Raw genomic sequence first — 26,208 nt, forward strand, 5'->3', positions numbered from 1 at the left:
GCACGGGGGATCCCGCCGCCCGGGCCCCGAGGCCCGCGGCGCAGAACCAAGGACCTTCCCGATGGTGATCGAGATCGCGCATTTCCGCCTGGCGCCGGGCAAGGCCGCCGCCTTCTTCGAGGCGATGGTGACCGCGGCGCAGTTCCTGCGCACGGCGGAAGGCTACCGCGGCCACGTCGTCGGCCGGGGCGTCGAGGCGCCGGACACGGCGAGCCTGATCGTCGCCTGGCGCAGCCACGCCGACCATGTCGACGGCTTCGAGCCGAGCGAGGGCCACGATCGGTTCCTCGCCGCGCTCGAGGGCCTATATGAAGGCGAGATCGGCGTGGCGCACATCGAAGCCGGTGACGCCGCGCCGGCCTGCATCGCCGCCGGTTCTTCAGAATGACGACGGGGTCCGACGCAGGACAGGCGCCGCCCGGCCCTCCGGCCGAGGTCGTCGCCGCGCCCTTGTCTCGGGCGCGGTCCGCGGGGACCGCAACCGTCGTCCCGTCCTTCGGCGCGGCCAGGGCCCGGCCGTGGGGCGTCGTGATCCTCCGGCCTGACCGTCGTCCTGGACTTCGAGAAGGGGACTGAACGCATGCCCAAAGGCTCGGATCTATTCGTCGCCGCGCTGGAGAACGAGGGGGTCGAGCGCGTCTTCGGCGTCCCCGGCGAGGAGAACCTCGACATCGTGGAGTCGCTGCGCACCTCGCGCATCGAGCTGGTCCTGACCCGTCACGAGCAGGCGGCCGCCTTCATGGCGGCGACGCACGGGCGGCTGACCGGCCAGCCGGGCGTCTGCCTCGCCACGCTCGGCCCGGGGGCGCTGAACCTCGCGACCGGGGCGGCCTACGCCCATCTGGGCGCCATGCCGATGATCCTCGTCACCGGGCAGAAGCCGGTGATGAGCGCCAAGCAGGCGCGGTTCCAGATCGTCGACATCGTCGCCTCGATGAAGCCCCTGACCAAGATGACGCGCCAGATCCTGAGCCCGGCCGCCATCCCCACCACGGTGCGCGACGCCTTCCGCGTCGCCGCAGGCGAACGACCGGGGCCTGTCCACCTGGAACTGCCCGAGGACGTGGCGGGCGCGGACGCCGAGGACGCGGCCCTCGTGCCGCGCCATCCGCTGAACCGTCCGCTCGCCGGCGCCGCGGCGCTCGACGGGGCGGCCGAGACGATCCTCGCCGCCCGGCGGCCGCTGGTGATGATCGGCGCGGCGGGCAACCGGCCTGCGCTGGTCGAGCCGCTCTCGGGCTTCATCGCCCGCACCCGGCTGCCGTTCTTCAACACCCAGATGGGCAAGGGCGCCGTCGACTGCGGCTCGGACCTCTACGTGGGGACCGCCGCGCTGTCGGAGGGGGACTACGTCCACGAAGCCGTCGAACGCGCCGACCTGATCGTCGCCATCGGCCACGACACCATCGAGAAGCCCCCGTTCCTGATGAAGAGCCGGGGCGGACCGAAGGTCGTCCACATCGGCTACGAGCCCGCCACCGTCGAGCAGGTCTACCACCCCGACCTCGAGGTGATCGGCGACATCGGCGCCACGGTCGAGGGGCTGGCGGAGCGGCTCGAGGGCCGGCTGAAGCCGGACGAGGGGATGCCGGCGCTGCGCCGCAGGATCCTCGAGCGGATCAACGACCGCGCCGGGGAGGATCGCTTCCCGCCGACGCCCCAGCGCGTCGTCCACGACGTGCGCAAGGCGATGCCCGACGACGGAATCGTCTGCCTCGACAACGGCATGTACAAGATCTGGTTCGCCCGCAACTACCGCACCCATGTCGCCAACACGCTGCTGCTCGACAACGCGCTGGCGACGATGGGGGCGGGGCTGCCCTCGGCGATGGCGGCGGCGATGCTGCATCCCGGGCGCCGGGTGATGGCCGTGTGCGGCGACGGCGGGTTCATGATGAACTCGCAGGAGCTGGAGACGGCGGTGCGCCTGGGGCTGAACCTCGTGGTGGTGGTCCTCAACGACGGCGCCTACGGGATGATCCGCTGGAAGCAGTCGGTGGACGACTTCCCCGATTTCGGGATGACCTTCGGCAACCCCGATTTCGTGCGCTACGCCGAAGCCTACGGCGCGAAGGGATCGCGGGTGAGCGCGGTCGAGGACCTCGCGCCCACGCTCGAGGCCGCCTTCGCCGGCGGCGGCGTGCACCTGGTCGAGGTTCCCGTCGACTACTCGGAGAACACCCGGGTGCTGGTCGACGAACTGCGCAACCGCAAGCCGGACGTGGAATGCTCATGATCCGGCCCGTCCCCCCCAGACACCGGAGCCCGGACCCGCGATGACACCGACCATGCTCAGCGTCGTGCAGGCCTACGACCGCGCGAAGATCGCGGAGGTCGCGACCGACGACGCCGCCGCCCTCGAACGCAAGCTGCAGCTTGCCGTGCGCGTCTTCGCGGACCGCGACGGCTGGCTGAAGCCCCACCAGCGGGTCGCGGTCCTGCGCCGGCTGGCGGGCCTGATGGAGGGGCGGCGCGACCACTTGGCCCTGCAGATCGCGCGGGAGGGGGGCAAGCCCCTTCCCGACGCGTTGGTCGAGACCGACCGCGCCATCGACGGCGTGCGCAACGCCGCCGAGGCGCTGCGCGACTTCGGCGGGCGGGAGATCCCGATGGGCCTCTCGGCGGCCTCCGAGGACCGCTGGGCCTTCACCACGCGCGAGCCCATCGGCGTGGTCGCGGCGATCTCGGCCTTCAACCACCCGCTGAACCTGATCGTCCACCAGGTCGCGCCGGCCATCGCCACCGGCTGCCCGGTGATCGTGAAGCCGGCGAGCGCGACGCCGCTGTCGTGCCTCGATTTCGTGGCGATGGTCCATGAGGCGGGCCTGCCCGAGCCCTGGTGCCAGAGCTTCCTCCCCCGGGAGATCGCGCTGGCCGAGGCGCTGGCGACCGACGCCCGGGTGGCGTTCCTCAGCTTCATCGGCTCGGCCCGGGTCGGCTGGGGCCTGCACGCGAAGCTCGCGCCCGGAACCCGCTCGGCGCTGGAGCATGGCGGCGTGGCGCCGGCCATCGTCGACCGCAGCGCCGACCTGGACGAGGTTATCGAGCCGATCGTGAAGGGCGGCTACTACCACGCCGGCCAGGTCTGCGTGTCGACGCAGCGGATCTACGTCCACCGGGACATCGCCGACGACTTCACCCAGCGCCTGGTCGCCCGGGTCGAGGCCCTGCGCACCGGCGATCCGACGCAGGCCGAGACCGAGGTCGGGCCGCTGATCCAGCCGCGCGAGGCCGACCGGGTCGAGGACTGGATCGCCGAGGCGACCTCGGGCGGGGCGGTGCTGGCGACCGGGGGCGAGCGGCTGTCGGAGACGACCCTGCGCCCCGCGGTGCTGCTGGACCCCGCGCCCGAGGCGAAGCTCTCCCGGCTGGAGGTCTTCGGCCCGGCGGTGGCGGTCTGGCGTCACGACGACCTCGACGACGCCGTCCGCCGCGCCAACGCCCTGCCGACGGCCTTCCAGGCGAGCGTCTTCGCGCGGGACATCGGCGTCGCCATGCGCGCGGCCGACCGGCTGGACGCCTCGGCGGTGATGATCAACGACCCGACCGCCTTCCGGGTCGACTGGATGCCCTTCGCCGGCCGCCGGGAGTCCGGCTACGGGACCGGCGGCATCCCCTTCACCATGCGCGACATGACGCAGGAGAAGATGATCCTCATGCGCAAGCGCTGAGGGGTCTCCCGCCGCCCGAGGCGGCATATCCCAGCCCGAGAGAGAACCGCCATGACCCGCCCCCCCGCCGCCGCGATGAAAGCCGTCGCGTTGACCCGCTACCTGCCCATCGAAGACCCCGAGGCGCTGATCGACGTGGAGCTTCCCCGCCCGTCGCCGCAGGGCCGCGACCTGCTGGTCGAGGTGCGCGCCGTCGCCGTGAACCCGGTCGACGCCAAGGTCCGCGCGCCCAAGGACACGGTCGAGAAGACCCCGCGCGTCATCGGCTACGACGCCGCCGGCGTGGTCGTCGAGGCGGGGCCCGGGGCGACGCTGTTCCGCCCCGGCGACGAGGTCTGGTACGCCGGCGACATCACCCGCCCCGGCGCCAACCAGCAGTTCCACCTGGTCGACGAGCGCATCGTCGGGCGCAAGCCCCGCACGCTCGACTTCGCCGAGGCCGCCGCCCTGCCCCTGACCACGATCACCGCCTACGAGGCGATGTACGACCGCCTGGGCATCGACCGCGACGGCGGCTCGGCGGGCCAGTCGATCCTGATGTTCGGAGGCGCCGGCGGGGTCGGCTCGATCGCCATCCAGCTCGCGAAGCGCAGCGGCCTGACGGTGATCGCCACCGCCTCGCGGCCCGAGACCATCGACTGGGCGCTGTCGCTCGGCGCCGACCACACGGTCGACCACCGCGGAGACGTGGTGGCGCAGGTCCGCGCGCTGGGCTTCGAACATGTCGACCATGTCGCGATCTTCAACGACATGCGCCACTGGGCGGCGGCGGTGGAGCTGATCCGGCCGCAGGGCGGGATCGTGACCATCGACGACACCCACCACCCGATGCCGATGGAGATGATGAAGACCAAGGCCGCCGCCCTGCACTGGGAGTTCATGTTCGCCCGCGCGATGCACCGCACCCCGGACATGATCGAGCAGCACCGGCTGCTGAACTTCGTCGCCGACGAGATCGACGCGGGCCGCCTGCGCACCACGGTCGCCGAGGTGCTCCGCCCCATCGACGCGGCCACGATGCGCGAGGCGCACCGGCGCATCGAGACCGGCGCCGCCCGCGGCAAGATCGTGGTCGAGGGCTTCCCCGCCGCTTCGAGCTGACGGCCGGGGGGCCGCGCCGTCCCGGACGGCGCGGCCCCCGCTCGACGATCCTGCGGCCCGTCTCTCCTGCAGCCAGTCTCTCCTGCGGCCCGTCTCTCAGACCGCGAAGCAGGAGCAGCCGAGGGCGCCCCAGAACGACTTCAGGTCCTTCACGGGGATCGGGTTGGCCCAGGCGATGCCATGGTCGTGGCCGTGCATCGCGCAGGCGCTGGCGCAGCCGTCGTGGCAGGACCGGGCGAAGCGGGTCCCGGCGGCCAGGGAGGCGTGGCGCGCGCCCGGGCTCGGGACCGCGCCGACCGGGCTCCAGTCCGGCGAGGCCGGCGGCAGGGGCGGGGCGAGGTCGGCGAAGTCGCCCTCGCCATGCACCGCCGCGCCGCCGACCAGGGTCAGGACCGCGTTGATCCCCCGGATCTCCTCGGGCGGCACGCTCAGGTAGTCGGCCGAGAGCACGGCGAGGTCCGCGTACATGCCGGGCGCGAGGGTCCCCTTCACGTCCGCCTCGCCCGAGAACCAGGCGGAGCCGTGGGTCCAGAGGCGCAGCGCCTCCTCCCGCGACAGCACGTCCGCCTCGGCGCTCAGCGGCAGGCCGCCCAGCGTCTTGCCGGTGGTCATCCAGTAGAGGCCGACCCAGGGGTCGTAGGAGGCGACGCGGGTGGCGTCGGTGCCTGCGCCGACCGGCACGCCCATGTCGATCATCCGCCGGATCGGCGGCGTCGCCTGCGCGGCGTCCGCGCCGTAGCGCGCGACGAAATACTCGCCCTGGAAGGCCATGCGGTGCTGGGTGGCGATGCCGCCGCCCAGGGCCGCGATCCGCTCGATGTTGCGCGGCGTGATCGTCTCGGCGTGGTCGATGATGAAGCGCGTCTCGAAGGGCTGGCGCTGGGCGACCCGCTCGAAGACGGACAGGAAGCGGTCGATGCTCTCGTCATAGGTGGCGTGGATGCGGAACGGCCAGCGGTTCTCCGCCAGCAGCTCGACGATCGGCTCCAGCTCGCTTTCCATGGCGGGGGCGAGGTCGGGGCGCGGCTCGAGGAAGTTCTCGAAATCCGCGGCCGACCAGGCGAGGTTCTCTCCCGCCCCGTTCATCCGCAGCATGTCCGAGCCGGCCCCGGGCTCGGTCATCGCGATCCAGCGCTCGTAGTCCGTCAGCTCCTCGCCCGCGGTCTGGGCGAAGAGGTTGTAGGCGATCCGCACGGTCAGCTCGCCCGCGTCGTGCAGCCGCTGGATGACGTCGTAGTCCTGGGGATAGTTCTGCCCGCCGCCGCCGGCGTCGATCACGCTGGTGATGCCCAGGCGGTTCATCTCGCGCATGTAGTGGCGGGTGGAGTTGACTTGGTCCTCGAGCGGCAGCGTCGGCCCCTTCGCGAGGGTGGAATAGAGGATCAGCGCCGAGGGCCGGGCGATCAGCAGCCCCGTCGGCTCGCCCCGCGCGTCGCGCTGGATCTCGCCGCCCGGCGGGTTCGGCGTGTCCCGGTCGAAGCCCAGCGCCGCCAGCGCCGCGCGGTTCAGCAGCGCCCGGCCGTAGAGGTGCAGGATGAAGACCGGCGCGTCGGGGGCGGCGGCGTTGATCTCGTCGAGCGTCGGCATCCGCCGCTCGGCGAACTGGAACTCGGACCAGCCGCCGACCACGCGGACCCACTGCGGCGGCGGCGTGCGGTCGGCCTGCTCCCTCAGCAGGCGCAGCGCGTCGGCGACCGAGGGGACGTTCTCCCACCTCAGCTCGAGATTGTAGTTCAGCCCGCCGCGGATCAGGTGGGTGTGGCTGTCGTTGAGGCCGGGGATCACGCGCCGGCCGCCCGCGTCGATCACCCGGGTCCGGGCGTCCGCGAGCCGCATGATCTCGGCCTGCGATCCCGTCGCCAGGACCAGACCGTCGCGGATCGCGACGGCCTCCGCCTCCGGCCTCGCGGGGTCGAGCGTGGTGACGCGGGCGTTCGCGACGATCGTGTCGGCCATGCCGTCGGCCGCGTCGGTCTGCGCGCGCGCCCATCCGGGGGCGAGGCCGAGGGCGCCGACCGCGGCGGCCGATCTGGCGACCCATCGGCGGCTGACGCCCGGGGCGGCGGGCGGGAAGGATCGTCGGCTGTCGCGCATGTCTTGCGTCCTCGCTTCGTGCGCCTCCCTGCCTCACGGAAAATGACGGGCCCGCGGGGGGCGTCGCGGACCCGCCAAGTGCGCCGGCAGGGACAGGGGGCGACCGCGCGGTGGGACGCGGCCGTCGGGTCCGGCGCTTGGGGACCGCTACTCGGCGGCGGCGGTCGTTCCGGCGGGGACGGGCGCGAGACGCGCGCCGTGCGCGACGCGCTCGGGCGCCTTGTGAACCATGGTGTAGGCGTAATCGACGCCCATGCCGTAGGCCCCGGAATGCTCCCGCACGATGCCCATCACGGCGTCGTAGGTCTCACGATGCGCCCAGTCGCGCTGCCATTCCAGCATCACCTGCTGCCAGGTCACCGGCACGACGCCGGCCTGCACCATGCGCTGCATCGACCAGTCGTGCGCCGCCTGCGAGGTCCCGCCCGAGGCGTCGGCGACCATGAAGATCTCGTATCCGCCCTCGGCCATCGCGCTGAAGGCGAAGGCGTTGTTGCACACCTCCGTCCACAGGCCGGAGACGACGATCTTCTTGCGGCCGGTCTTCGCCAGCGCGTCGCGCACCTTCCGGTCGTCCCACGAGTTCATCGAGGTCCGCTCGAGCAGCGGATGATCGGGGAACACCGCCAGCAGCTCCGGGTAGGTGTGGCCCGAGAAGCTCTCGGTCTCGACCGTGGTGATCGTGGTCGGGATGCCGAACACCCTGGCCGCCTTCGCCAGGGCCACGACGTTGTTCTTCAGGACCTGCCGGTCGATCGACTGCACGCCGAAGGCCATCTGCGGCTGCTGGTCGATGAAGATGAGCTGGCAGTTCTCCGGCGTCAGAAGCTCGGGCTGGGTCATCGTCTCTCTCCTTGGAAGTGCTGGCGTCGCGCCGCAGGCGCCTCAGCTCTCGATGAAGGCCAGGATGTCGGCGTTCAGCACGTCGGCGTTCACCGCCAGCATCCCGTGCGAGAAGCCGGGATAGGTCTTCAGCGTGCCGTCGGGCAGCAGGTCGACCGCCTTGAGGGCCGAGGCCGCGATCGGGACGATCTGGTCGTCCTCGCCGTGCAGCACCAGCGTGGGGACGGAGATCGCCTTCAGGTCCTCGGTCTGGTCGGTCTCCGAGAAGGCCTTGATGCCGTCGTAATGCGCCTTGGCGCCGCCCATCATGCCCTGGCGCCACCAGTTCTGGACGAGGCCCTCGTGGACCGTCGCGCCCTCGCGGTTGAAGCCGTAGAAGGGGCCCGCGGGGAGATCGAGGAAGAACTGGGCGCGGTTGCCGGCCAGCGCCGCGCGCAGGCCGTCGAAGACCTCCATCGGCGTGCCCTCGGGGTTGTCGGGGGTCTGGAGCATCAGCGGCGGAATCGCGGCGACCAGCACCGCCTTCGCCGCCCGGCCCGACGGTTCGCCGTGGCGCGCCACGTAGCGCGCCGCCTCGCCGCCGCCGGTGGAGTGGCCCACATGCACCGCGTCGCGCAGGTCCAGCGCCTCGACCACGGCGAAGGCGTCGGCGGCGTAGTGGTCGAGGTCGTGGCCGTGGTCGACCTGCTCCGAGCGGCCGTGCCCGCGCCGGTCGTGCGCCACGACCCGGTAGCCCTTCGAGAGGAAGAACAGCATCTGCGCGTCCCACTCGTCGGCGCTGAGCGGCCAGCCGTGGTGGAACATGATCGGCCGGGCGTCCTTCGGGCCCCAGTCCTTGTAGAAGATGCGGTTGCCGTCGGGGGCGGTGATCTGCGCCATCGCACGATCTCCTTGGGTTCGATCCTGAGCCAGACCCGGAAGCGGGAACGCGGTCGCGGCGGCGAAAGCCCCGGCGGAGGAGAGCGCCGTCCGCCGCGTCAGCGTTGCAGGGGTCGGAGGGTTGCTGCGCATGGGTGATCCTTTCGCTTGACCGGGCTTCGCCGCGGGTTCGGCACGCCGAGCATCGGGAAGGTCGAAAGCAGGCTAGGCCGCTTCGACGCCCGGGGCGTTGCGGGTTCTGCTGCACATGGACCGAACTTGCGCATCCCGCCCCTCCGGTCGCCGCCGGAGGGGCGGAGGGCCCCGCCCGGGCCGCGCCGCGGGCCGGATCCCGGACCCGCCGGGGTCGTCCGCCGGCGCGCCCCTGCCTCGCCGGTTGCCCGGCCATGTTCTTGAAAGACCGCAAGATCGGCCCCTTCGCGGCAGGCCCAGCGCCGCGGGGCGGACGGCGCCCGGCTAGGCTCTCCCGGACATGACGCCCCCGGGCGCCGCCGCCAGCCCGGCGGAGCGCCGGAGCCGGCGGACCCGGATCCTTTCGGGCGCCTCGCCGGCGCCGGGGCCCTCGCGGCACGGGGCCTGCCCGGGCGCCGGCCGCCCTGGGCCTCGCCCGCAAGACCGCGCCCGCGACGGCCGGCGAGCGCCCGCGACGGGCCCGACGGGCCGTCCAGAACCGCCGACGGCGCCGCCCGCGCGCGGCCGTCGTCCGCTCCGACCCCGAAGGACCCCATGCCTGACGCAGAAACGACCGTCGCGACGGACCGAGCCGCCCCGCAGACCGCGGCCGCGACCAGGACCGGCCAGGAGCCGCAGGAGCCGCAGGACGACGGGCGCGCGGGCCCGCTGGCCCATCCGGTGTTCCGGGCGCTGTGGCTCGCGACGATCGTCTCCAACGTCGGAACCTGGATGCACGACGTGGGCGCGGGATGGCTGATGACCTCGCTGTCGCCGAGCCCGCTGCTCGTGGCCCTCGTCCAGACCGCGACGACGCTGCCGATGTTCCTTCTCGCCCTTCCGGCCGGCGCGCTGGCCGACATCGTCGACCGGCGCCGGCTGCTGCTGGGGGCGCAGTCGCTGGGGCTGGTCGCGGCGATGACGATGGCGATCCTGGCGGCCGGCGGGCTCGTCACGCCGCTGATCCTGCTGGGCGCGACCGCCGTGCTGGGCGTCGCGGCGGCGCTCAGCGCGCCGGTGTTCCAGGCGATCGTGCCGGAGCTGGTCAGCCGGCGGGCCCTGCCGGACGCGATCGCGCTCAACAGCCTGGGCGTCAACATCTCGCGCGCGGTGGGCCCGGCGCTGGGCGGGGTCGTGGTCGCGCTGGCCGGAACGCCGGCCGTCTTCGCGCTGAACGCGGTCTCGGTGCTGGGGGTGCTGGCGGTGCTGGTCGCCTGGAAGCGTCCCGCCGCCGACCGGACGCTGCCGCCCGAGCATTTCGTCGGCGCGCTGAAGGCGGGGTATCGCTACACCCGCCACTCGCCGCAGATGCGCCTGGTGCTGCTGCGGGCGGGGGCGTTCTTCGTGTTCGGCAGCGCGCTCTGGGCGATGCTGCCGCTGATCGCGCGCCGCGGGCTCGGGCTCGACGCGGCCGGATACGGGGTGCTGCTGGGCTGCATGGGCGCCGGCGCGGTCGCCGGCGCGCTCGGGCTCAAGCGGCTGCGGGCGAGGGTGCCCGCCAATCCGCTGTCGGTCGGCGCGACGCTGCTTTTCGCGCTGGCGACGCTGGCGCTGGCGCTGACCCGTCAGGCCTGGGTCGCGGGCCTGGTCCTGTTCCTGGCCGGGCTGGGCTGGATCGGGATGCTGACCTCGCTCAACCTCGCCGCGCACATGGCCTCGCCGGGGTGGGTGAAGGCGCGGGCGCTGGCGGTCTACCTGCTGACGCTGCAGGGAGCGATGACGGGCGGCAGCGTGCTGTGGGGCGCGCTCGCCTCGGGCGCCGGGGTTCCCGCGGCCCTGGCTGTCGCGGGCGCGGGGCAGGCCCTCGCGGCCGTGCTGGCGCTGCGCTGGCGGCTGCCGCGCGAGGCGGCGGCCGATCTCGCCCCCTCGCACCACTGGGCGGAGCCCGTGGTCCACGCCAGGCCGGACGCCGACCGCGGCCCGGTCCTGGTCGAAATCGCCTACCGCGTCGACCCGGACCGGCAGGCGGCGTTCGTCGCCGCCCTGCGCGGGTTCAAGTCCCGCCGCCAGCGCGACGGCGCCATCCGCTGGGACGTGTGGGAGGACGTGGCCGATCCCGGGCGGGTGGTCGAGACCTTCGTGGTGGAAAGCTGGGTCGAGCACCAGCGCCAGCACGCCCGCACCACCCGCGCCGACCAGATCGACCAGGCGCTGCTCCTCGAACACCACCTCGGCGACGCGCCGCCGGTGGTGCGGCACCTGCTGCGGCCGCGCTGACCCGCCGGGGACCGCGGCCCCCTCCACCGCCCCGAGCCGAGCGCAAGGAAGCATCGCCATGGCCATCGTCACCGCATCCGACGGCGCCCGCCTCTTCTACAAGGACTGGGGTCCGAAGGCGGCGCAGCCGGTCATGTTCCATCACGGCTGGCCGCTGAGCGCCGACGACTGGGACGCGCAGATGCTGTTCTTCCTGTCCCACGGCTACCGGGTGATCGCCCACGATCGCCGCGGGCACGGCCGCTCGGACCAGACCGACCGCGGCGCCGACATGGACACCTATGCCGCCGACGTCGCCGAGATCGTCCAGGCGCTGGACCTGCGCGACGCGATCCACATCGGCCATTCGACCGGCGGCGGCGAGGTCGCGCGCTACGCGGCGCGCGCCGAGCGGGGCCGCGTGGCCGCGGCGGCGCTGATCGCCGCGATCCCGCCGGGGCTGGCGCGCTCGGAGGCGAACCCGCAGGGCGTGCCGCCGGAGGTCTTCGACGGGCTGCGCGCGGCGCTGTCCGCCGATCGGGCGCAGGCCTTCCTCGATCTCGCCCGCGGCCCGGTCTACGGCTTCAACCGGCGGGGCGCGCGGGTCAGCCGGGCGCTGATCGACAACTGGTGGCGCCAGGGCATGGCCGGCGCCGCGAAGGCGCAGCACGACGGCATCGCCGCCTTCTCGGAGACCGACTTCACCGGGGACCTGGAGGCGATCGCCGCGCCGATCCTGTTCCTGCACGGCGAGGACGACCAGCTCGTCCCGGTCGAGATCTCGGCGGGCAAGGCGATCGGGCTGGTGCGCGACGGCACGATGATGACCTACGCCGGCCTCTCCCACGGGCTGCTGGCGACGCACCCCGAGCTCGCCAACGCCGACCTGCTCGCCTTCGCGCGCTCGGCCTGACGCGGCGGGCGCCGCCGGCGCCCCCGATCCCTGCTTCATCCCCGAAAGGAGACGCCATGCCCACGCTCTACTACGCCGCCGGCGCCTGTTCGCTGGCGCCGCACATCGTGCTCGAATGGATCGGCGCCCCCTATGAGGCGGTCCGGGTCCGGTTCGGCTCCAAGGAGCTGCAGGCGGTCAATCCCGCCGGCGCGGCGCCGACCCTGCGCGAGGACGACGGCTGGCTGCTGGTCCAGGCCGGCGCGATCCTCGACTACCTGGCGCGGAAGCATCCCGAGGCGGGGCTGGGCGGCGGCGACGGCCTCCGCGCCCGGGCCGAGGCGCATCGCTGGTCCGCCTTCCTCACCTCGGACCTGCACGCCGCCTTCTGGCCGATCTTCAGCCCCGGCCGCTACACGACCGAAAAGGGCGAGGACGCGCACAGGGCCACGCGCGAGGCCGGGTGCAGGCTGGCCGCGCGGCAGTTCGGCGTCCTGGACCGCCATCTCGACGGGCGGGAGCACATGCTCGACGGCGGCCGCTCGGTGATCGACGCCTACGCCTTCCCGATGATCCGCTGGGGGATGAAGCTCCTGCCGGACGGGCTGGAGGCGTTTGCCCACGTGCAGGCGCTGCACGACCGGCTCGCCGCCGATCCCGCGGTGCAGAGGATCCTCGCGCGCGAGGCGGCGGCGTGAGCGGGGGCGATGCCGGAGCGACGACCGGGGGGCTTCACCACGTCACCGGCATCACCGCCGACGTGCAGGCCAACGTCGATTTCTACGCCGGCTTCCTCGGCCTGCGGCTGGTCAAGCGGACGGCGGGCTTCGCCGACGCCGAGCAGCTCCACCTGGTCTACGGCGACCGTCTCGGCAGCCCCGGATCCCTGCTGACCTTCCTGGTGTGGGAGGCCGCGGGCCGCGGGCGCAGCGGCGTCGGCCAGGTGCTGGAGGTCGCGCTGGCGGTGCCGCCCGCCTCCCTCGCGGACTGGCTGACCGCGGCGCTCGAGGCCGGGGTCCCGTTCGAGGGGCCCACGCGCGAGTTCGCCGAGCCGGTGCTGCGGCTGCGGGACCCCGACGGGCTGATCGTGAAGCTGGTGGGCGTCGACCTGCCCTCGCCCGCCCCGCTTCCCCGGGGGCCGTCCCGCCTGCGGGGCGTGACCCTGCTGACCGACAGGGGCGCGCAGACCGCGGCCTTCCTGGCGCGGTTCGGCTACCGGCCGGCGGAACGGGCGGGCCCGACGCAGCGCCTGCGGTCGCCGACCGACGTGGTCGACGTGCGGGACGCGCCGGGCTTCGTGCCCTCGGTCCCCGGGGCCGGCGTGCCGGACCACGTGGCCTTCCGCGCGGCCGACGCCGGGGCGCTCCACGCCCTGCGCCGGTCGCTGCGCGATCACGGCCCGACCGAGGTTCACGACCGGAAGTATTTCCGCTCGCTCTATGTCCGCGATCCGGCGGGCATCCTGATGGAGCACGCCACCGACGGGCCCGGCATGACCGTGGACGAGCCGCCCGAGGCGCTGGGCCGGACCCTGTTCGTCCCCCCGCAGGCGGCGGGCCGGGCCGAGGACCTCGCGGCCATGCTCCCCCAGTTCGCCCTGCCCGGGGAAGAGCGCTTCCCCGCCCGCCGGCTGCCCTTCATCCACCGCTTCAACCGGCCGGAGCGGCCGGACGGCTCGACCCTCGTGCTGCTGCACGGGACGGGCGGGAACGAGGCCGACCTGATGCCGCTCGCGCGGCGCATCGCCCCGCGGGCGACGCTGCTGGGGGTGCGCGGGCGGGCGACCGAGGAGAACGTCAACCGCTGGTTCCGCCGGTTCGACGGCGCGACCTTCGACCAGGCCGACATCCGGGGCGAGGCCGCGGCCTTCGCGGCGTTCGTGGACGGCGCGGTGGCCGGCTACGGGCTGGACGCGGCCCGGCTTGGCTTCCTGGGCTATTCCAACGGCGCGAACTTCCTGGCGGCCGCGATGCAGCTCCACCCGTCCGCGGTGCGGCGCGCGGTGCTGCTGCGCGGGGTCCAGGTCCTCGACCCGCCGCCGGCCGGGGATCTCTCGGGCGCCCATGCGCTGGCGATCGAGGGGGGAGAGGACCCCGCGGCCGGCGCCGCGCCGACGCTGGCCGACGACCTCAGGGCGCGCGGCGCGCGGGTCGAGACCCGGCGCGCGCCGGGCGGCCATGAGCTGACCGACACGGACGTCGCCGAGGCGGCCGCCTGGCTCGGTCAGGCCCTCGCGGCGCCATGAGCGGTCGCCGCACCGGAGCGGGCGGCCGGCCGGCCCGCATCGCACGGGGCCCCCGGACCCGACCGGGGCCCCGAGACCCTGCGTCCTCCGGGGTCCCTGCCGCGCAGGGCGGGGGGCGACCGGACCTCGCTGCAGACGGATCGGAAGCATGACAGGACCAGACCTCGCCCCGTTCGACGCCCGGCGCGCGGCCGCGGCCCGCCCGCAGGCGAAGGCGCCGCGACCGACCGGCGCCTCCCGCGGGCGGCGGCGCGCCGCGGGGCGAAAGGCCCTGCTGGCGGGTTTCGCCGGCCTCCTCTGCCTCGCGGCAGGAGGCGGGCTGCGGGCCGATCCGCTGGTCCTGGAAGGCCGCGTCGAAGCCTCGGAGCGGGCGGTGCTGGCGAGCCGCCTCGACGGGGTGGTGGTCGAGATCCTGTTCGAGGGCGGCGACGCCGTCGCGGCGGGGCAGCCGCTGATCCGGCTCGATCCCACCGATGCGGAGATCGCGCTCGAGATCGCGCGGGCCCGGGTCGACGACGCCCGCCACCGGCTCGAGGGCGCGTCGAAACGCAAGGCCCGGCAGGAAACGCTGCACGACCGGGGCATCACCGCGGATTCGGCCCTGGGCCCGGCGCGGACCGAGGCGGCGCGCGCCGAGGCCGCCCTGGCGCTGGCCGAGGCGGAGGAGCGGCGCGCGGGGCTCGATCTCCACCGCACGGTGATCCGCGCGCCGATCTCCGGCCTGATCTCGCCGCCGGGCGTGGCGGTGGGCGCCTATCTCGAGGCGAAGGCCGCCCCGCCGCTGGCCACCATCGTGGCGATCGATCCGGCGCGCGTCGCCTACCGCGTCAGCTATGCCGAACGGCTGGCGACGCTGGACGCCGCGGACGCGAATTCGGTCGAGGAGCTGCTCTCCGCCGTCCGCCTGCGCCTGCGTCTGCCGGGCGGGCGGGACTACCCCGCCGAGGCGATTCCCCACGCCGCGAGCGCGGAGGTGGACGCGCAGACCGGGGCGGTGACCGTCTGGGCCCGCTTCCCCAACCCCGACTCGCTCCTGCGGCCGGGCATGGCGGTGACGGTGCTGTCGAGAAACGCCTGGGAAGACGCCGACTGAGGGCGCGCGCCCCGGCCGGGTCCAGCCCGCGACGCGCCCCGTTCGCGCCCGGAGGATTCATGGGCGCGGGCGCCGCGTCCCGCCCTCACGGCCGGCGCGCGGACATCGCCCGGGCGAACGGACAGGGCGGGAGGGGGCCCGCCCGCCGCCCGTCGCCGCGGCTGCAGGTCATCTCGGCCTCCACGCCCTCGAGGACCAGCCGCCAGCACACGCTCGCCGGGAGATCCTCCCGCGCGGCCGCGTCATCCGCCGGCGCGGCGCCGGCGGTCGGCGCGGACGGCGGGCACGCGGCGGGATCCAGCGCGTCCCGGAACGGATCGACGGGGCCGAATTCGCCCGGGGAGGCGCGGCCGTCCGCCGCCGCCCGCGCGTCTTCGCGCGACGTCGCGGGCCGGTCGCGCGGGACGTCGCCCAGCGGCCCGGGAGCGGGCCCCGCGTCCGGGGCCTCGTCGAAGGTCGGCCGCCCTGCGAACTCGGCGACGAGCCTCACGAGGTCCGCGCGAAACCGCGCGACCCTGTCCGGCCCGGGATCGGCCGAGGCCCGGAGGTCGTCGCCGCCGGCGGCCCCTGCCCCGCGCCCGCGCCCGCCGGGCGGAGCCTCGGCGCCCGGACCGTCCGGGATCGGCGTCGAGGCCAGCCCCGAGGCCGTGACGAAGACCGTGGTGTTCGAGGTCCGGACCCGCCAGGGCGCATCCGCGAACCGGCAGTCTGCGGAGATCCGCAGGGTCAGGCGCGGCGCGGGGCAGGTCCCGCGCCAAGCAGGGTCGTCGAGGTGAGGCCATCCGGTGCCCATCGCGTCGTCTCCTTTCGCCGTCCGTCATCGAGCCGTGCGCTCGCTACGTCATGGGGCGCGCCCCGCGGCGTCCCGCCCCCGGCCGCCGGTGCGGGCGGACCGGCCTCCGCCGCCGCCCCGGCGCGGACCCGGGCGCGCCGGTCCGCGCGGCGCCCCGGTCGCCAGGCGCCGGGACGACGGCGGGAGCGCCCGCATCGGGGCGGGCCGTTTCCCCGGCCCGCCGCCCGCCGCGTCCGTCCCGGCCCCGGGCCCGTCAGAACTGCGGGTCCTCCGCGTCGAGCGCCGCGCAGACGCCGGCGCCGTAGTCCGGGTGGACCTGCTGGAACAGCAGGACCTGCCGCTCGGCGATCTCGGCGGGCACGCCGTGCATCGACTCGGCGATATTGGCGAAGAGCCGGCGCCTCTGCCCCTCGTCGAGGCGCAGGAACAGGGCGCGCGGCTGGACGAAGTCGTCGGCCCCCTCGCGGGGATCGTGGCGGTCGGCCGGGCCGTGGAGGTCGAGCGGAGGCTCGGCGAACGCAGGATCCTCGCGCGGGCCGCCGAAGCTGTTGGGCGCGTACCAGGCGTCGGGATCGGGGGCGGGGCCGAAGAAGCGCATCGCCCCGTCCCTGTGGCGCGCGTGCACCGGGCGGCGCGGCCGGTTCACCGGCAGCGCCTGGTGGTGGACGCCCAGCCGGTGGCGCTGCGCGTCGGGGTAGGCGAAGATCCGGCCCTGCAGCATCCGGTCGGGCGAGTGGCCGATGCCCCGCACCACGTTCGACGGGCTGAGGGCGAGCTGCTCGATCTCGGCGAAGTGGTCGTCGGGATTGCGGTCCAGCTCGAGCACGCCGATCTCGATCGGGGGGAAGTCGGCCTGCGGCCAGACCCTGGTCAGGTCGAACGGATCGAAGGGGAGCGCCTCCGCCTGGTCCTGCGTCATCACCTGGATCTGCACGCGCCAGCGCGGGACGGCGCCCTCCTCGATCGCGGCGAAAAGCGCTTCCTGCGCGCCGTCGCGGCTCCGTCCCACGACCTGCCGCGCCTCGGCGTTGGTGTAGTGGCGATGGCCCTGGCAGGTCTTGAAGTGGAACTTGACCCAGACCCGCGCGCCCTCGCGGGTCCACAGGCTGTAGGCGTGGCCGCCGTAGCCGTTCATGTGCATCGGGCCGACCGGCAGGCCGCGGTCGGAGAACAGCATGGTGACCTGATGCAGGCTCTCGGGCGTCAGGGACCAGAAGTCCCACATGGCGGCGGGCGAGCGCAGGTTGCTGCGCGGATGGCGCCTCTGGGCGTGGAAGAGGTCGGGGACCTTCATCGGATCGCGCACGAAGAACACCGGCGTGTTGGCGCCGACCAGATCCCAGTTGCCCTCCGGCGTGTAGATCTTGAGCGCGAAGCCGCGCACGTCCCGTTCCAGGTCCGCGGCGCCGCGCTCCCCGGCCGCGGTCGAGAAGCGCGCGATCACCGGCGTCTCGGCGCCGGGCTGGAGCGCGGCGGCGCAGGTCAGGTCCGAAATGTCGCCGGTGATCCTCAGCCGGCCATGGGCGCCGCATCCCTTGGCATGGACCACGCGCTCGGGGATCCGCTCGCGGTTCAGGTGGGCCAGCTTCTCGACCAGCCGCCAGTCCTGCAGGAGGATCGGGCCGCGCGGGCCGGCGGTGAGGCTGTTGCGGTCGTCGGCGACGGGCGCGCCGGAGGCGGTGGTCAGACGGGGCCTCGGGGAATCCTGGGTCGTCATGGTCGTCCTGTCCGTTCGGTCCACGCTGGGCGCCGGCTTGTCGAGCGCGCCGGCTGACGGTCGCGGTCCGCATCAATCGGAGCGCAAGGCGGCGCCGGGGGCGCGTCGCGGCGCGTGGCCGGCTCCGGGGGTCTCGTTCCGCGGCGGCGCCGCCGCGCCGGCGATGCGATGGCTGGCGGCCTGCGCCCGCCTGCATGAGGAGGCGCCGCGCGCCGGGCGCCGGCGCCCGGACCCGGTCGACGCCGCGCGGCGGCGCGCGATCAGTCCGCCGCCCGGGCGGCCTGCCGGATCACGGCGGCCACCTCGTCGGGATTGGTCATCGGCAGCATGTGACCGTTCTCGAGGGTCATCGTCGTCGCCCCCGCGCGCGCCGACATCCGCCGCTGCAGGTCGGGCGAGATGGTCCGGTCGAGCGCCGCGACGATCGACCAGCTCGGCGTGTCCTTCCAGGCCGGCGGCCCGGAGGGGTGCTCGAGGATCGCCGAGTGGGACGCCGCCTGCGACCGCGCCACGTAGACGGCTTCCGCCTCGGGCAGGCCGTTGGCGACGACCGACAGGAAGGCCTCCTCGTGGATCAGGTAATGGCCGTCCGCGAAGACGGTCAGCTTGTCGGCGGAGAAGTCGGTCGGGGAGGAGGCCAGCAGCCCTCCGCCGGTCTCCCCGGCGTCGGGCAGGAACGCCGCGACGTAGACGAGGCCCCGGACGGCCGGGTCCCGGCCGACCTCGGTGATCACCACGCCGCCGTAGGAGTGGCCGACCAGCAGCATCGGACCGTCCTGGACGTCGACGCTGCGCTGGACCGCGGCGATGTCGTCCTCGGTCGAGGTCAGCGGCATCTGCGCGACCGTCACCTTGAAGCCGTCCGCGGTCAGGCGGTCGTAGACGGCGCGCCAGGTGCTGCCGTCGACGTTGGCGCCGTGCACGAGCACGATGTTCTTCACCTCGGCGAGGGCCGCGCCGGAGGGCGCGGCCAGGGCGCCGAAGGCCAGGGCGCTGGAGATCAGGAGAGTCTGCACGAGGGTCATGCTCTGCGTTCCCATGTGAGGGCGTCGGGGAGGTCGACGCGGGGGCGGCCCCGGCGCCGCGGCCCGGGTCCGGTCTGCGGCCGTCGAAAGCGGATCGGGGCCGCAGGCGTGGTTTCCGGTGGACCGCGCGCCGGCCGTCGCCCGGCCGCGTCCGACAGGTCCACGGTCGAACGGCCGGCGGCGGCCCGGGCCATGGTCCGGCCGAGGCGCCGGACCACCTGCACAGACTATCCCGCCGCCGCGGAGGCGCATTGCCGGGCTTGCGGCGATGAGACCGTTCTTGCGAATGGTTTCAGCGCGCATCGACGGGCCCGGCCGGCGGCTTCCGGCCGGCCTCGCCGGGCGTCTCGCCCGGCCGCAACGGCGGGGGATCCGGCGTCGGCCCGCGCCGTCGATTTCGCCCCCGATCCGGCTTTCCCCCAGAATTCAGATGGATAGGGCGGGCCCGCGACTCCCGCTCAACCGCAGGTTATACTTCGATTCCCATGAATCTAGCCTCGCCTGCCGCGGCGCTTTCTTGTCGGATTCGACCGGATGACAGGTCGAATCCGCGGGAATGCTCACGCGCAATTGCGGTCGAGCCCGCTCCATGCGCCTTTCCCTCCCCGCGATATTCGCGCAACATTCATCCCGCCCACGGTAGCGAGGGGCATCGGATCCAACGCCGTCGCCCGGCCCCCGCGGCGCCGGGGGCCGGCCGGCGCGGCGCATGAAGACGCGCGATCGCCTGGCGCGCACGCGGCTCGGGAGGAACGGCGATGAGCCTGCATGACCAGTCATCCTTCGCCCGCTGGCACGCCACGGGGCGCCACGCGTCCTACGTGCGGGCGCGGAAATCGTCGGGCGGGCTCCTCGACCTTCTGGAAGTGGCGCGGCCGCCCGGGGACATGTCGCGCCCGGCCCTTCCGGACCTCGTCCTGATGGAGGACCTGCGGGGCTGCCGGCGCGTCCGGGCCGACCTGGGGGGCGGTCTCTTCGATGCCTCGACCCGGCCGGGCGCCCTCGCCATCGCCGCGCCGAACTTCGCGACCTCGGTGCACAACGACGCGCCCCATCGGCTGCGCAGCCTCGCGTTTCCCCTGGCCAAGTGGCGGCACGTGCTCGACGAGGGGGCCGAGGGCCGGTTCTCCTTCGAGACCTCCTTCGCCTACGGCAAGGTGTTCGACTCGCCGACGATCCGCTCGGCGCTGCGCAACCTCTGGGCGCTGTGCGAGGACGAGGGCGCGCCGTCCCGGCTGCTGGCGCAGGCCGCGGGCTGCGAGATCCTGGCCGAGCTCTGCCGCCTGGGCGGGGCGCCCCTCGCGCCCGCCAGGGGCGGCCTTGCGCCCTGGGCCGAGCGCCGGGCGCTGGAGCTGATGCGGGCGCGGCTGTCGGAGGACATCAGCCTCGACGAGCTGGCGGCCGAGGCCCGGCTCTCGCCCTATCACTTCGCGCGCATGTTCAAGCAGAGCGTGGGGGTTCCGCCGCGGGTCCACCTGACGCGGCTGAGGGTGGAGAAGGCCTGCGAACTGCTCGAACGGACCGACCTGCCGGTGTCGCAGATCGCGCTCGAGGTGGGGTATTCGGCCAACCAGGTCCTCGCGCGGGTGTTCCTCAAGCACATGCGCATGAGCCCGTCCGACTATCGCCGGAGCGTCCGCGATCCGCTCCGCCACGGCAGGCTGCGCTGAGACGTGCGGAGGCCGCGACGCGGATGACGCCGACGATCGCCTGAGGCGGCCCGGGCCACGAGGATCAGGACCGGACCGCGGCGCCGCAGTTTCCGACGACCGCCCGCACGGCGTCCCGTCCGGCGATGACGGGGCCGCGCTGCGCGTCCCCGCCCTTGCATCGTTCCCCGATCGAGCGTCCGGGCAGGCGCCCGCGTCGTCCGCCCGCCGGTCCGGGAGGGCGGGCCCCCGGCCTGTCGCCGCGCCCGCGGCTCCTGGCCGTCGCCGAGCTCGTCACGACCGCAATAACGGCCACCTCGCGGCAGCATCCGCGCCGCGGCGCCCGGCCATGCTGGCTACGGTTCGTCGGCATATCGCGCCTCCCCCCTCTCCCGAAAGGATGACGCCATGACCTTCCGCAATGGGCTCGACTCGCTTCTCCGCCCCGAGGACTCGGTCCTCGTTCTGATCGATCACCAGCCCTATCAGCTCGCCAACCTCAACAGCCACGACCCGCACATGGTGGTGAACAACACCACCGCGCTGGCGAAGGTGGCCAAGGTCTTCGGCGTGCCCACGATCATGACCAGCATCCTCGCCGCCCGGGGCGGCGTCATCTTCCCCCATGTCACCGACGTGTTCCCCGGCCAGGAGGTGATCGACCGCACGTTCATCAACACCTGGGAGGATTCCAAGGTCGTCGACGCCGTCAAGGCGACCGGCCGCAAGCAGCTGATCATCGCGGGGCTGTGGACCGAGGTCTGCGTGGCGATGCCCTCGATCCAGGCGGCGGGCGAGGGCTGGGACGTGACCGTGATCACCGACGCGTCGGGCGGCACCTCGGTCGAGGCCCATGAGGTCGCGATCCAGCGCATGATCGCGGGCGGCATCAACATGATGACCTGGCTGGCGCTGGCCTCCGAGTGGCAGCGCGACTGGGCGCGGGCCGAGACGGCGACCGCCCTGAACGACGCGCTGCGCGACCATATCGGCGGCAGCGCCATCGCCTACCTGTGGGAGCAGCAGCTTCTCAACACCCCGGCGCCGGGCGTCGCGGCCTGACGCCGGGCGGGGCGGGCGGCGGACGGCTGCGAAAGCGGCCGGATCGCCGCTCGCCGTCCCCGGCCCGACCGCCCGCCCGGGCCGACCGCCTCCGCGCCCGTCGCGCCTCGGCCGCGGCGGACGCCCGAGGCGGCAGGACCGGCCCGGCGGCGAGCCCGCGGGGCCGGTTCCCGTTCGATGCGGCCGGACGCGGGTCCGCCGCCCCCGAGGCGCCGGAGCGCCGCCCACCCCCTGCCGGAGCTGTCCCATGGACGCCGCCGACTATCTCGCCTTCCTGCTCGTCAGCGCGGTGCAATCGGCGACGCCCGGGCCCTCCACGCTGTTCATCGTCAACAACGCCGTGGCCCACGGCTGGCGTCGCGCGCTCGGCGCCCTGAGCGGGGACCTGGCCGCCATCGCGCTGCTGGCCACGATGTCCGCCTTGGGCCTGGGCGCGCTGCTCGAGGCCCGGCCCGCGGCGTTCCTCGCCCTGCGGCTGGCGGGGGCGTCCTACATCCTCTGGCTCGGCTGGACCTTCCTGCGGCCCCGCCGAGCGGCCGGCGCGCCGGCCGCCGCGACGCCGGCGGCGCGAGGCGCAGCGACGCTCTGGCTTCACTCCTTCGGCGTGGGCATCAGCAATCCGAAGGCCGTCCTGTTCTTCGCGGCGCTGTTTCCCCAGTTCCTCCCCGCGGACGGAGGCCCCGCGCTGCTGGCCCTGCTGGTCGCGAGCTTCGTCGCGGTGAAGTTCGCGGTGCTGGGCGGCTATGCGCTCGGCGCCCGGCGCATCGTCGGGGCGCTGCGCCGGCCCGAACATGCCCGGCGCGGACAGATCCTCGCCGGCCTCGTCTTCGTGGCGTTCGGGGCGCTGATGATCTGGTCCGCGCTGGCCGCTTAGGCCCGGCCACCCCCCATCGCCGACCGCCCTGCCCGCCCTCGACCCCGGACCGGCGTCGGTCCGGGCGCCGGCGTGGAGGCAGCCGGGCGACCTCGCCCGGTCGGCACGTCTCAGACGCCGCGCCAGCCGCAGCCGCCGGCGAAGGCGCCATGGACCATGACCGCGCCGCGGACGGTCCGGGCTTCGGGGATGGGCTGAAACCGGATCCGGGCTCAGACGGTCGGCACGGTCCCGCCGTCGATCGTGACCTCGGCCCCGGTGATCGAGCCGGCGCGGGAGGAGGCGAGGAAGGCGATCAGGTCCGCGACCTCCGCCGGCGTCGAGGGCCGGCCCAGCGGGATGCCGCCCAGCGCGTCCATGATGATCCGCCGCCCGCCCTCGCGGTCCGTGCCCGCCTCGGCCGCCAGCCGGTCGGCGAGGGCGACCGAGGCCTCGGTGTCGATCCACCCCGGCGTGACCCGCACCACCCGCACGCCGCGGGGCGCGGCCTCCTTCGAGAGGCTCTTGGAATAGGTCGAGAGGGCGGCCTTGGCGGCGGCGTAGGCGGTGGTCGCCTCGGGCAGCGGCAGGCGGGCCTGGATCGAGGAGACGTGGATCACCACGCCCGAGCCCTGCGCCAGCATCCCCGGCACCAGCGCCCGGTCGAGGCGCACGGCGGGCAGCAGGTTCAGCGCCAGTTCCTGCGCCCACTCCGCCTCGCCCAGCGCCGCGAAGCCCCCGGCCGGCGAGGAACTGCCGCCCAGCACGTGGACCAGCACGTCCACCCCGCCCAGGCGCTCGCGCGCCGCCTCGGCGGCGGCCGCGCAGCCCGCGGGCGTGGTCAGGTCGGCGGCGACGAAGAGCGCCTCGGGCAGGTGCTCGGGCCGGCTGCGGGCGGTGGTCAGCACCCGGGCGCCCAGCTCGCGGAACAGGGCGACGGTCGCCGCCCCCGCCCCGCGGGTGCCGGAGGTGATCAGGGCGCGACGGCCGGCGAGGTCGAGAAAGCCGCTCATGCCCCGATCTCCAGCCGGCGGATGGCGCCCGCGGAGAGCGCGAAGGCGAAGCGCAGGACGGCGGGGGCGCCGGGGAAGTCGCCGGTCACCCGGGCGCGGACGACCACGCCGCCGGGCGCCTCGGCCGCGTCAAGGGGCTGGTTGGCGAAGGCGTAGCGGGCGTGGGCGTCGCGCCACCAGGCGCGGATGGCGTCGCGGCCGACATGGGCCGCGCCCTCGTCCTGCACGGCGCCGTCCGCGGCGAAGCAGCGGGCGAGCGCCTCCGCGTCCCGGGCCGCGTCGGCGGCGAAATAGGCGGCGACGGGGGCGGGTAGATCGAGCGGCATCGGCGCGTCTCCTCTGCATGGGATCGCCGACGACGGGGCGCCGTCGGCTCGCCTTGGGAAGTTGGCGGCGGCCGGGCGTCCTGATAAGCAGGACGATGCGGCATGTGGTGATGAAGGAACCGGGATTATGAAAGGCTTCGCGGAGCTGGACGCGGCGATCGCGGTGGCCCGCCGGGGCAGCTTCCGCGCCGCGGCCGTGGACCTCGACATGTCCACCACCGCGCTCAGCCACGCGGTGGCGCGGCTGGAGGGGCGGCTGGGGGTGCGCCTGTTCAACCGCACCACCCGCTCCGTCGCCCCGACCGAGGCCGGCCGCGCCCTGGTCGCCCGCGCCGCCCCCGCCCTGCAGGAGCTGCGCGAGGCGATGGAGGCGGCGCGCGCCCAGGGGGCCGCCCCCTCCGGCACGCTGCGCATCAACAGCGCCCCCGGCGCGGCGCGGGAGATGCTGGACCCCCTGGCGCTGGAGTTCCTGCGCCGCCACCCGCAGATGCGCCTCGACATCGTCACCGAGGGGCGGCTGGTCGACATCGTGGCCGAGGGCTTCGACCTGGGCGTGCGGCCCGCCGACCTGGCGCCGGCCGAGATGATCGCGACGCCCTTCGGCCGCCCGCTGCGCCACGCGGTCGTGGCCTCGCCCGACTACCTCGCCGGGCGCACGCCGCCGCGGATCCCCCAGGACCTGCTCGCCCATCCCTGCATCCGGGTGCGGCTGCCCAACGGCGCGCTCTACCGCTGGGCCTTCGAGAAGGCGGGCGAGCGCCTGGCGCTGGAGGTCGACGGGCCGCTGACGGTGGACGAGGCGGGGCTCGCCCGGCGCGCCGCGCTGGCGGGGGTGGGCATCGGCTACCTTCATGCCTTCGAGGTGGAGGAGGCGCTCGCCTCCGGCCGGCTGGTCCGCCTGCTCGAGGACTGGACGCCGGAGCTGCCGGGGCTGCGCCTCTACCACCCCGGGCGGCGCAACCCCTCGGCCGGGCTGCGCGCGTTCCTGGACCTGGCGCGGGAGCTGGCGGCGGGGCGGGCGCCGGGCGCCTGAGGCGGGGCGCCCGCGCCGGGCGGCGGCGGGGGCCGGCTCAGAAGTCCAGGCGGCCGTTCTCCTTGACCTCCTTCATCACGAAGAAGGTCCGCGTCTGGCGCACGCCGGGCAGCGCGATCAGCTTGCGGCCGTGCAGCCTGTTGAAGTCGGCCATGTCGCGCACCCGGATTTTGAGCAGGTAGTCGAAGTCGCCCGCCACCAGGTTGCAGTCGACGACCTCCCTGAGGTCGAGCACCGCCTTTTCGAAGGCCGCGAAGTCCTCGGGCGTCGAGCGATCCAGCACCACGCCCACCATCACCAGCGAGCCCAGCCCCACCGCCGCGGGGTCCACCAGGGCCCGGACCTCGGCGATGCAGCCGGCCGCGAACAGGCGCTGCGTGCGCCGGTGGCAGGTGGCGGGGCTGACGTTCACGCGGGCGGCCAGTTCGGCGTTGCTCAGCCGCCCCTCGGCATGCAGGTGGCGCAGGATCCGCAGGTCGATTCGGTCCAGTCCGGGTGTGGAAGATTCTTCCATTTGATTCTCGCTTTATGAGGCGATGCGCGCGCTATGCTAATCCGTCTGCATCTTTCCGGCAAATTCGGACCCCGACTTCGAGAGCACCTTTCCGGCTCGCCGCAGTAGGTTCCTCGCCACGAACCCCGCCGCGCCGGGCCTGACCGGAGGGCGGGGGATCGGGAGGGGAGGCGCGGTCGCGCGTCTCCCGCAGAGCGGCGCGCGGCGCCATCGGAGAGACGAGAATGACCCTCAAGCGGATGTCCCTGTTCTCGGCCGGCGCCCTGCTGGCCGCCGCCTTCGCCGCCGCCTCGCCGGCCCGGGCCGAGCCGGTCGGCAACGTCGTGATCGTGCACGGCGCGCTGGCCGACGGCTCCGGCTGGCGACGGGTGCACGACCTGCTCGCGGCCCGCGGCTTCACGGTGACGGTGGTGCAGCCGCCGATGACCTCGCTGGCGGACGACGTCCGCGCGGCCCGGCGCGTGCTCGACCTGCGGGACGGGCCCTCGGTGCTGGTGGGCCACAGCTACGGCGGCATGATCGTCACCGAGGCGGGGCGGCACGACGCCGTCGCGGGCCTCGTCTACGTCGCCGCCTTCCAGCCCGACGAGGGCGAGACCCTGCTCGCGCTCGCCACCGGCACGCCCCCGGCGACCGCCGGCATCAAGGCGACGGCGGACGGGTTCCTCTACCTCGACCCCGCGGTCTTCGCCGCGGATTTCGCGGGCGACCTGCCGGCGGAGGAGGCGGCGTTCATGGCCCGCTCGCAGGTGATGCCCGCGGCCGTGGCCTTCGAGACGCCGGTCGGCGCCCCCGCCTGGGCGAGCCGGCCGAGCTGGGCGCTGATCCCCACCGAGGACCGCGCCATCAACCCCGAGCTGATGCGGCGGATGGCCGAGCGGGCCGGCAGCGTCACGGTCGAGGTCCCCGGCAGCCACGCCGTCTTCGCCTCCCGGCCCGAGGCGGTCGCGGACCTGATCGAGGCCGCCGCCGCCGCCCTGGCTCCGGCCGACTGAGCCCCCCCCGCGCCCGCCCCGATCCGGGATGCTCGTCGCGCCC

General features: G+C 74.5%; 22 protein-coding genes. 14 read left to right on the forward strand and 8 right to left on the reverse strand.

Annotation, left to right across the window (positions count from 1 at the left end):
* The first annotated feature begins 61 nt into the window (after positions 1-61).
* From BM064_RS16815 to BM064_RS16830, 4 genes are all read left to right on the forward strand, one after another.
* Entirely contained in the window at positions 62-388 is a 327-nt protein-coding gene (locus tag BM064_RS16815; RefSeq protein WP_092861389.1) for an antibiotic biosynthesis monooxygenase family protein, read from the forward strand.
* Between the two features lie 192 nt (positions 389-580).
* Complete coding sequence (locus tag BM064_RS16820; protein WP_092861391.1) at positions 581-2,236, forward strand: acetolactate synthase large subunit; 1,656 nt, start codon at positions 581-583, stop codon at positions 2,234-2,236.
* 40 nt (positions 2,237-2,276) lie between these two features.
* Positions 2,277-3,671: an aldehyde dehydrogenase family protein gene (locus BM064_RS16825; RefSeq protein ID WP_245779192.1), complete on the forward strand. Its 1,395-nt coding sequence runs from the start codon at positions 2,277-2,279 to the stop codon at positions 3,669-3,671.
* 75 nt (positions 3,672-3,746) lie between these two features.
* A complete protein-coding gene (locus BM064_RS16830) occupies positions 3,747-4,772 on the forward strand; it encodes a zinc-binding alcohol dehydrogenase family protein (RefSeq protein ID WP_092861547.1) in 1,026 nt (341 codons plus the stop codon).
* Between the two features lie 96 nt (positions 4,773-4,868).
* On the opposite strand, the gene BM064_RS16835 is transcribed toward BM064_RS16830, so the two are convergent.
* The 3 genes from BM064_RS16835 to BM064_RS16845 all read right to left on the reverse strand — a co-directional run bounded on the left by BM064_RS16835 (position 4,869) and on the right by BM064_RS16845 (position 8,588).
* Positions 4,869-6,866: an amidohydrolase gene (locus BM064_RS16835; protein WP_245779193.1), complete on the reverse strand. Its 1,998-nt coding sequence runs from the start codon at positions 6,864-6,866 to the stop codon at positions 4,869-4,871.
* Positions 6,867-7,013: 147 nt separating this feature from the next.
* The gene (locus tag BM064_RS16840; RefSeq protein WP_092861395.1) at positions 7,014-7,709 is read right to left on the reverse strand and encodes a hydrolase; all 696 of its coding nucleotides are present in this window, start codon (positions 7,707-7,709) and stop codon (positions 7,014-7,016) included.
* 42 nt (positions 7,710-7,751) lie between these two features.
* Positions 7,752-8,588 carry an alpha/beta fold hydrolase gene (locus BM064_RS16845; RefSeq protein ID WP_218161062.1) on the reverse strand — a complete coding sequence of 279 codons (837 nt, stop codon included), beginning with the start codon at positions 8,586-8,588 and terminating at the stop codon, positions 7,752-7,754.
* 726 nt (positions 8,589-9,314) lie between these two features.
* Here BM064_RS16845 and BM064_RS16850 point away from each other — a divergent pair.
* The 5 genes from BM064_RS16850 (at position 9,315) to BM064_RS16870 (ending at position 15,185) form a co-directional block, all read left to right on the forward strand.
* Complete coding sequence (locus BM064_RS16850) at positions 9,315-10,976, forward strand: MFS transporter (RefSeq protein ID WP_092861399.1); 1,662 nt, start codon at positions 9,315-9,317, stop codon at positions 10,974-10,976.
* 58 nt (positions 10,977-11,034) lie between these two features.
* Entirely contained in the window at positions 11,035-11,868 is an 834-nt protein-coding gene (locus BM064_RS16855) for an alpha/beta fold hydrolase (protein WP_177236307.1), read from the forward strand.
* A gap of 56 nt (positions 11,869-11,924) precedes the next feature.
* Positions 11,925-12,545 (forward strand): glutathione S-transferase family protein, encoded by a 621-nt coding sequence (locus BM064_RS16860; RefSeq protein ID WP_092861403.1) that lies wholly within the window; start codon positions 11,925-11,927, stop codon positions 12,543-12,545.
* Positions 12,542-14,092, forward strand: a complete 1,551-nt coding sequence (locus BM064_RS16865; RefSeq protein WP_092861405.1) for a VOC family protein — start codon at positions 12,542-12,544, stop codon at positions 14,090-14,092. The genes BM064_RS16860 and BM064_RS16865 overlap by 4 nt, the downstream gene beginning before the upstream one ends.
* Positions 14,093-14,240: 148 nt before the next feature.
* Positions 14,241-15,185, forward strand: coding sequence for an efflux RND transporter periplasmic adaptor subunit (locus BM064_RS16870; protein ID WP_092861407.1), 945 nt, complete (start codon positions 14,241-14,243; stop codon positions 15,183-15,185).
* Between the two features lie 1,046 nt (positions 15,186-16,231).
* Here the strand turns inward: BM064_RS16870 and BM064_RS16880 are convergent.
* Entirely contained in the window at positions 16,232-17,695 is a 1,464-nt protein-coding gene (locus BM064_RS16880; protein WP_092861411.1) for a catalase, read from the reverse strand.
* Positions 17,696-17,955: 260 nt separating this feature from the next.
* Positions 17,956-18,720 (reverse strand): alpha/beta fold hydrolase, encoded by a 765-nt coding sequence (locus tag BM064_RS16885; protein ID WP_092861413.1) that lies wholly within the window; start codon positions 18,718-18,720, stop codon positions 17,956-17,958.
* 758 nt (positions 18,721-19,478) lie between these two features.
* Between BM064_RS16885 and BM064_RS16890 the strand changes: the two genes are divergently transcribed.
* The 3 genes from BM064_RS16890 (at position 19,479) to BM064_RS16900 (ending at position 22,305) form a co-directional block, all read left to right on the forward strand.
* Positions 19,479-20,390: an AraC family transcriptional regulator gene (locus BM064_RS16890; protein ID WP_092861415.1), complete on the forward strand. Its 912-nt coding sequence runs from the start codon at positions 19,479-19,481 to the stop codon at positions 20,388-20,390.
* Between the two features lie 387 nt (positions 20,391-20,777).
* Positions 20,778-21,431, forward strand: coding sequence for a hydrolase (locus BM064_RS16895; RefSeq protein WP_092861417.1), 654 nt, complete (start codon positions 20,778-20,780; stop codon positions 21,429-21,431).
* Positions 21,432-21,678: 247 nt separating this feature from the next.
* Entirely contained in the window at positions 21,679-22,305 is a 627-nt protein-coding gene (locus tag BM064_RS16900) for a LysE family translocator (RefSeq protein ID WP_092861419.1), read from the forward strand.
* A gap of 212 nt (positions 22,306-22,517) precedes the next feature.
* On the opposite strand, the gene BM064_RS16905 is transcribed toward BM064_RS16900, so the two are convergent.
* Together BM064_RS16905 and BM064_RS16910 are read right to left on the reverse strand one after the other, a co-directional pair.
* Positions 22,518-23,297: an SDR family oxidoreductase gene (locus tag BM064_RS16905; protein WP_092861421.1), complete on the reverse strand. Its 780-nt coding sequence runs from the start codon at positions 23,295-23,297 to the stop codon at positions 22,518-22,520.
* Positions 23,294-23,623 carry a nuclear transport factor 2 family protein gene (locus tag BM064_RS16910; RefSeq protein WP_092861423.1) on the reverse strand — a complete coding sequence of 110 codons (330 nt, stop codon included), beginning with the start codon at positions 23,621-23,623 and terminating at the stop codon, positions 23,294-23,296. Before BM064_RS16910 ends, BM064_RS16905 begins: the two co-directional genes overlap by 4 nt.
* A gap of 127 nt (positions 23,624-23,750) precedes the next feature.
* Here BM064_RS16910 and BM064_RS16915 point away from each other — a divergent pair, with 127 nt between their 5' ends.
* Positions 23,751-24,656 (forward strand): LysR substrate-binding domain-containing protein, encoded by a 906-nt coding sequence (locus BM064_RS16915; protein ID WP_092861425.1) that lies wholly within the window; start codon positions 23,751-23,753, stop codon positions 24,654-24,656.
* Between the two features lie 37 nt (positions 24,657-24,693).
* Here BM064_RS16915 and BM064_RS16920 read toward each other — a convergent pair whose 3' ends face one another.
* A complete protein-coding gene (locus BM064_RS16920) occupies positions 24,694-25,170 on the reverse strand; it encodes an Lrp/AsnC family transcriptional regulator (RefSeq protein WP_092861428.1) in 477 nt (158 codons plus the stop codon).
* A gap of 224 nt (positions 25,171-25,394) precedes the next feature.
* Between BM064_RS16920 and BM064_RS16925 the strand changes: the two genes are divergently transcribed.
* Entirely contained in the window at positions 25,395-26,165 is a 771-nt protein-coding gene (locus BM064_RS16925) for an alpha/beta fold hydrolase (RefSeq protein WP_092861430.1), read from the forward strand.
* The last annotated feature ends 43 nt before the right edge of the window (positions 26,166-26,208 follow it).

The sequence above is a fragment of the Albimonas pacifica genome, from assembly GCF_900113695.1.
Taxonomy (GTDB): Bacteria; Pseudomonadota; Alphaproteobacteria; order Rhodobacterales; family Rhodobacteraceae; genus Albimonas; species Albimonas pacifica.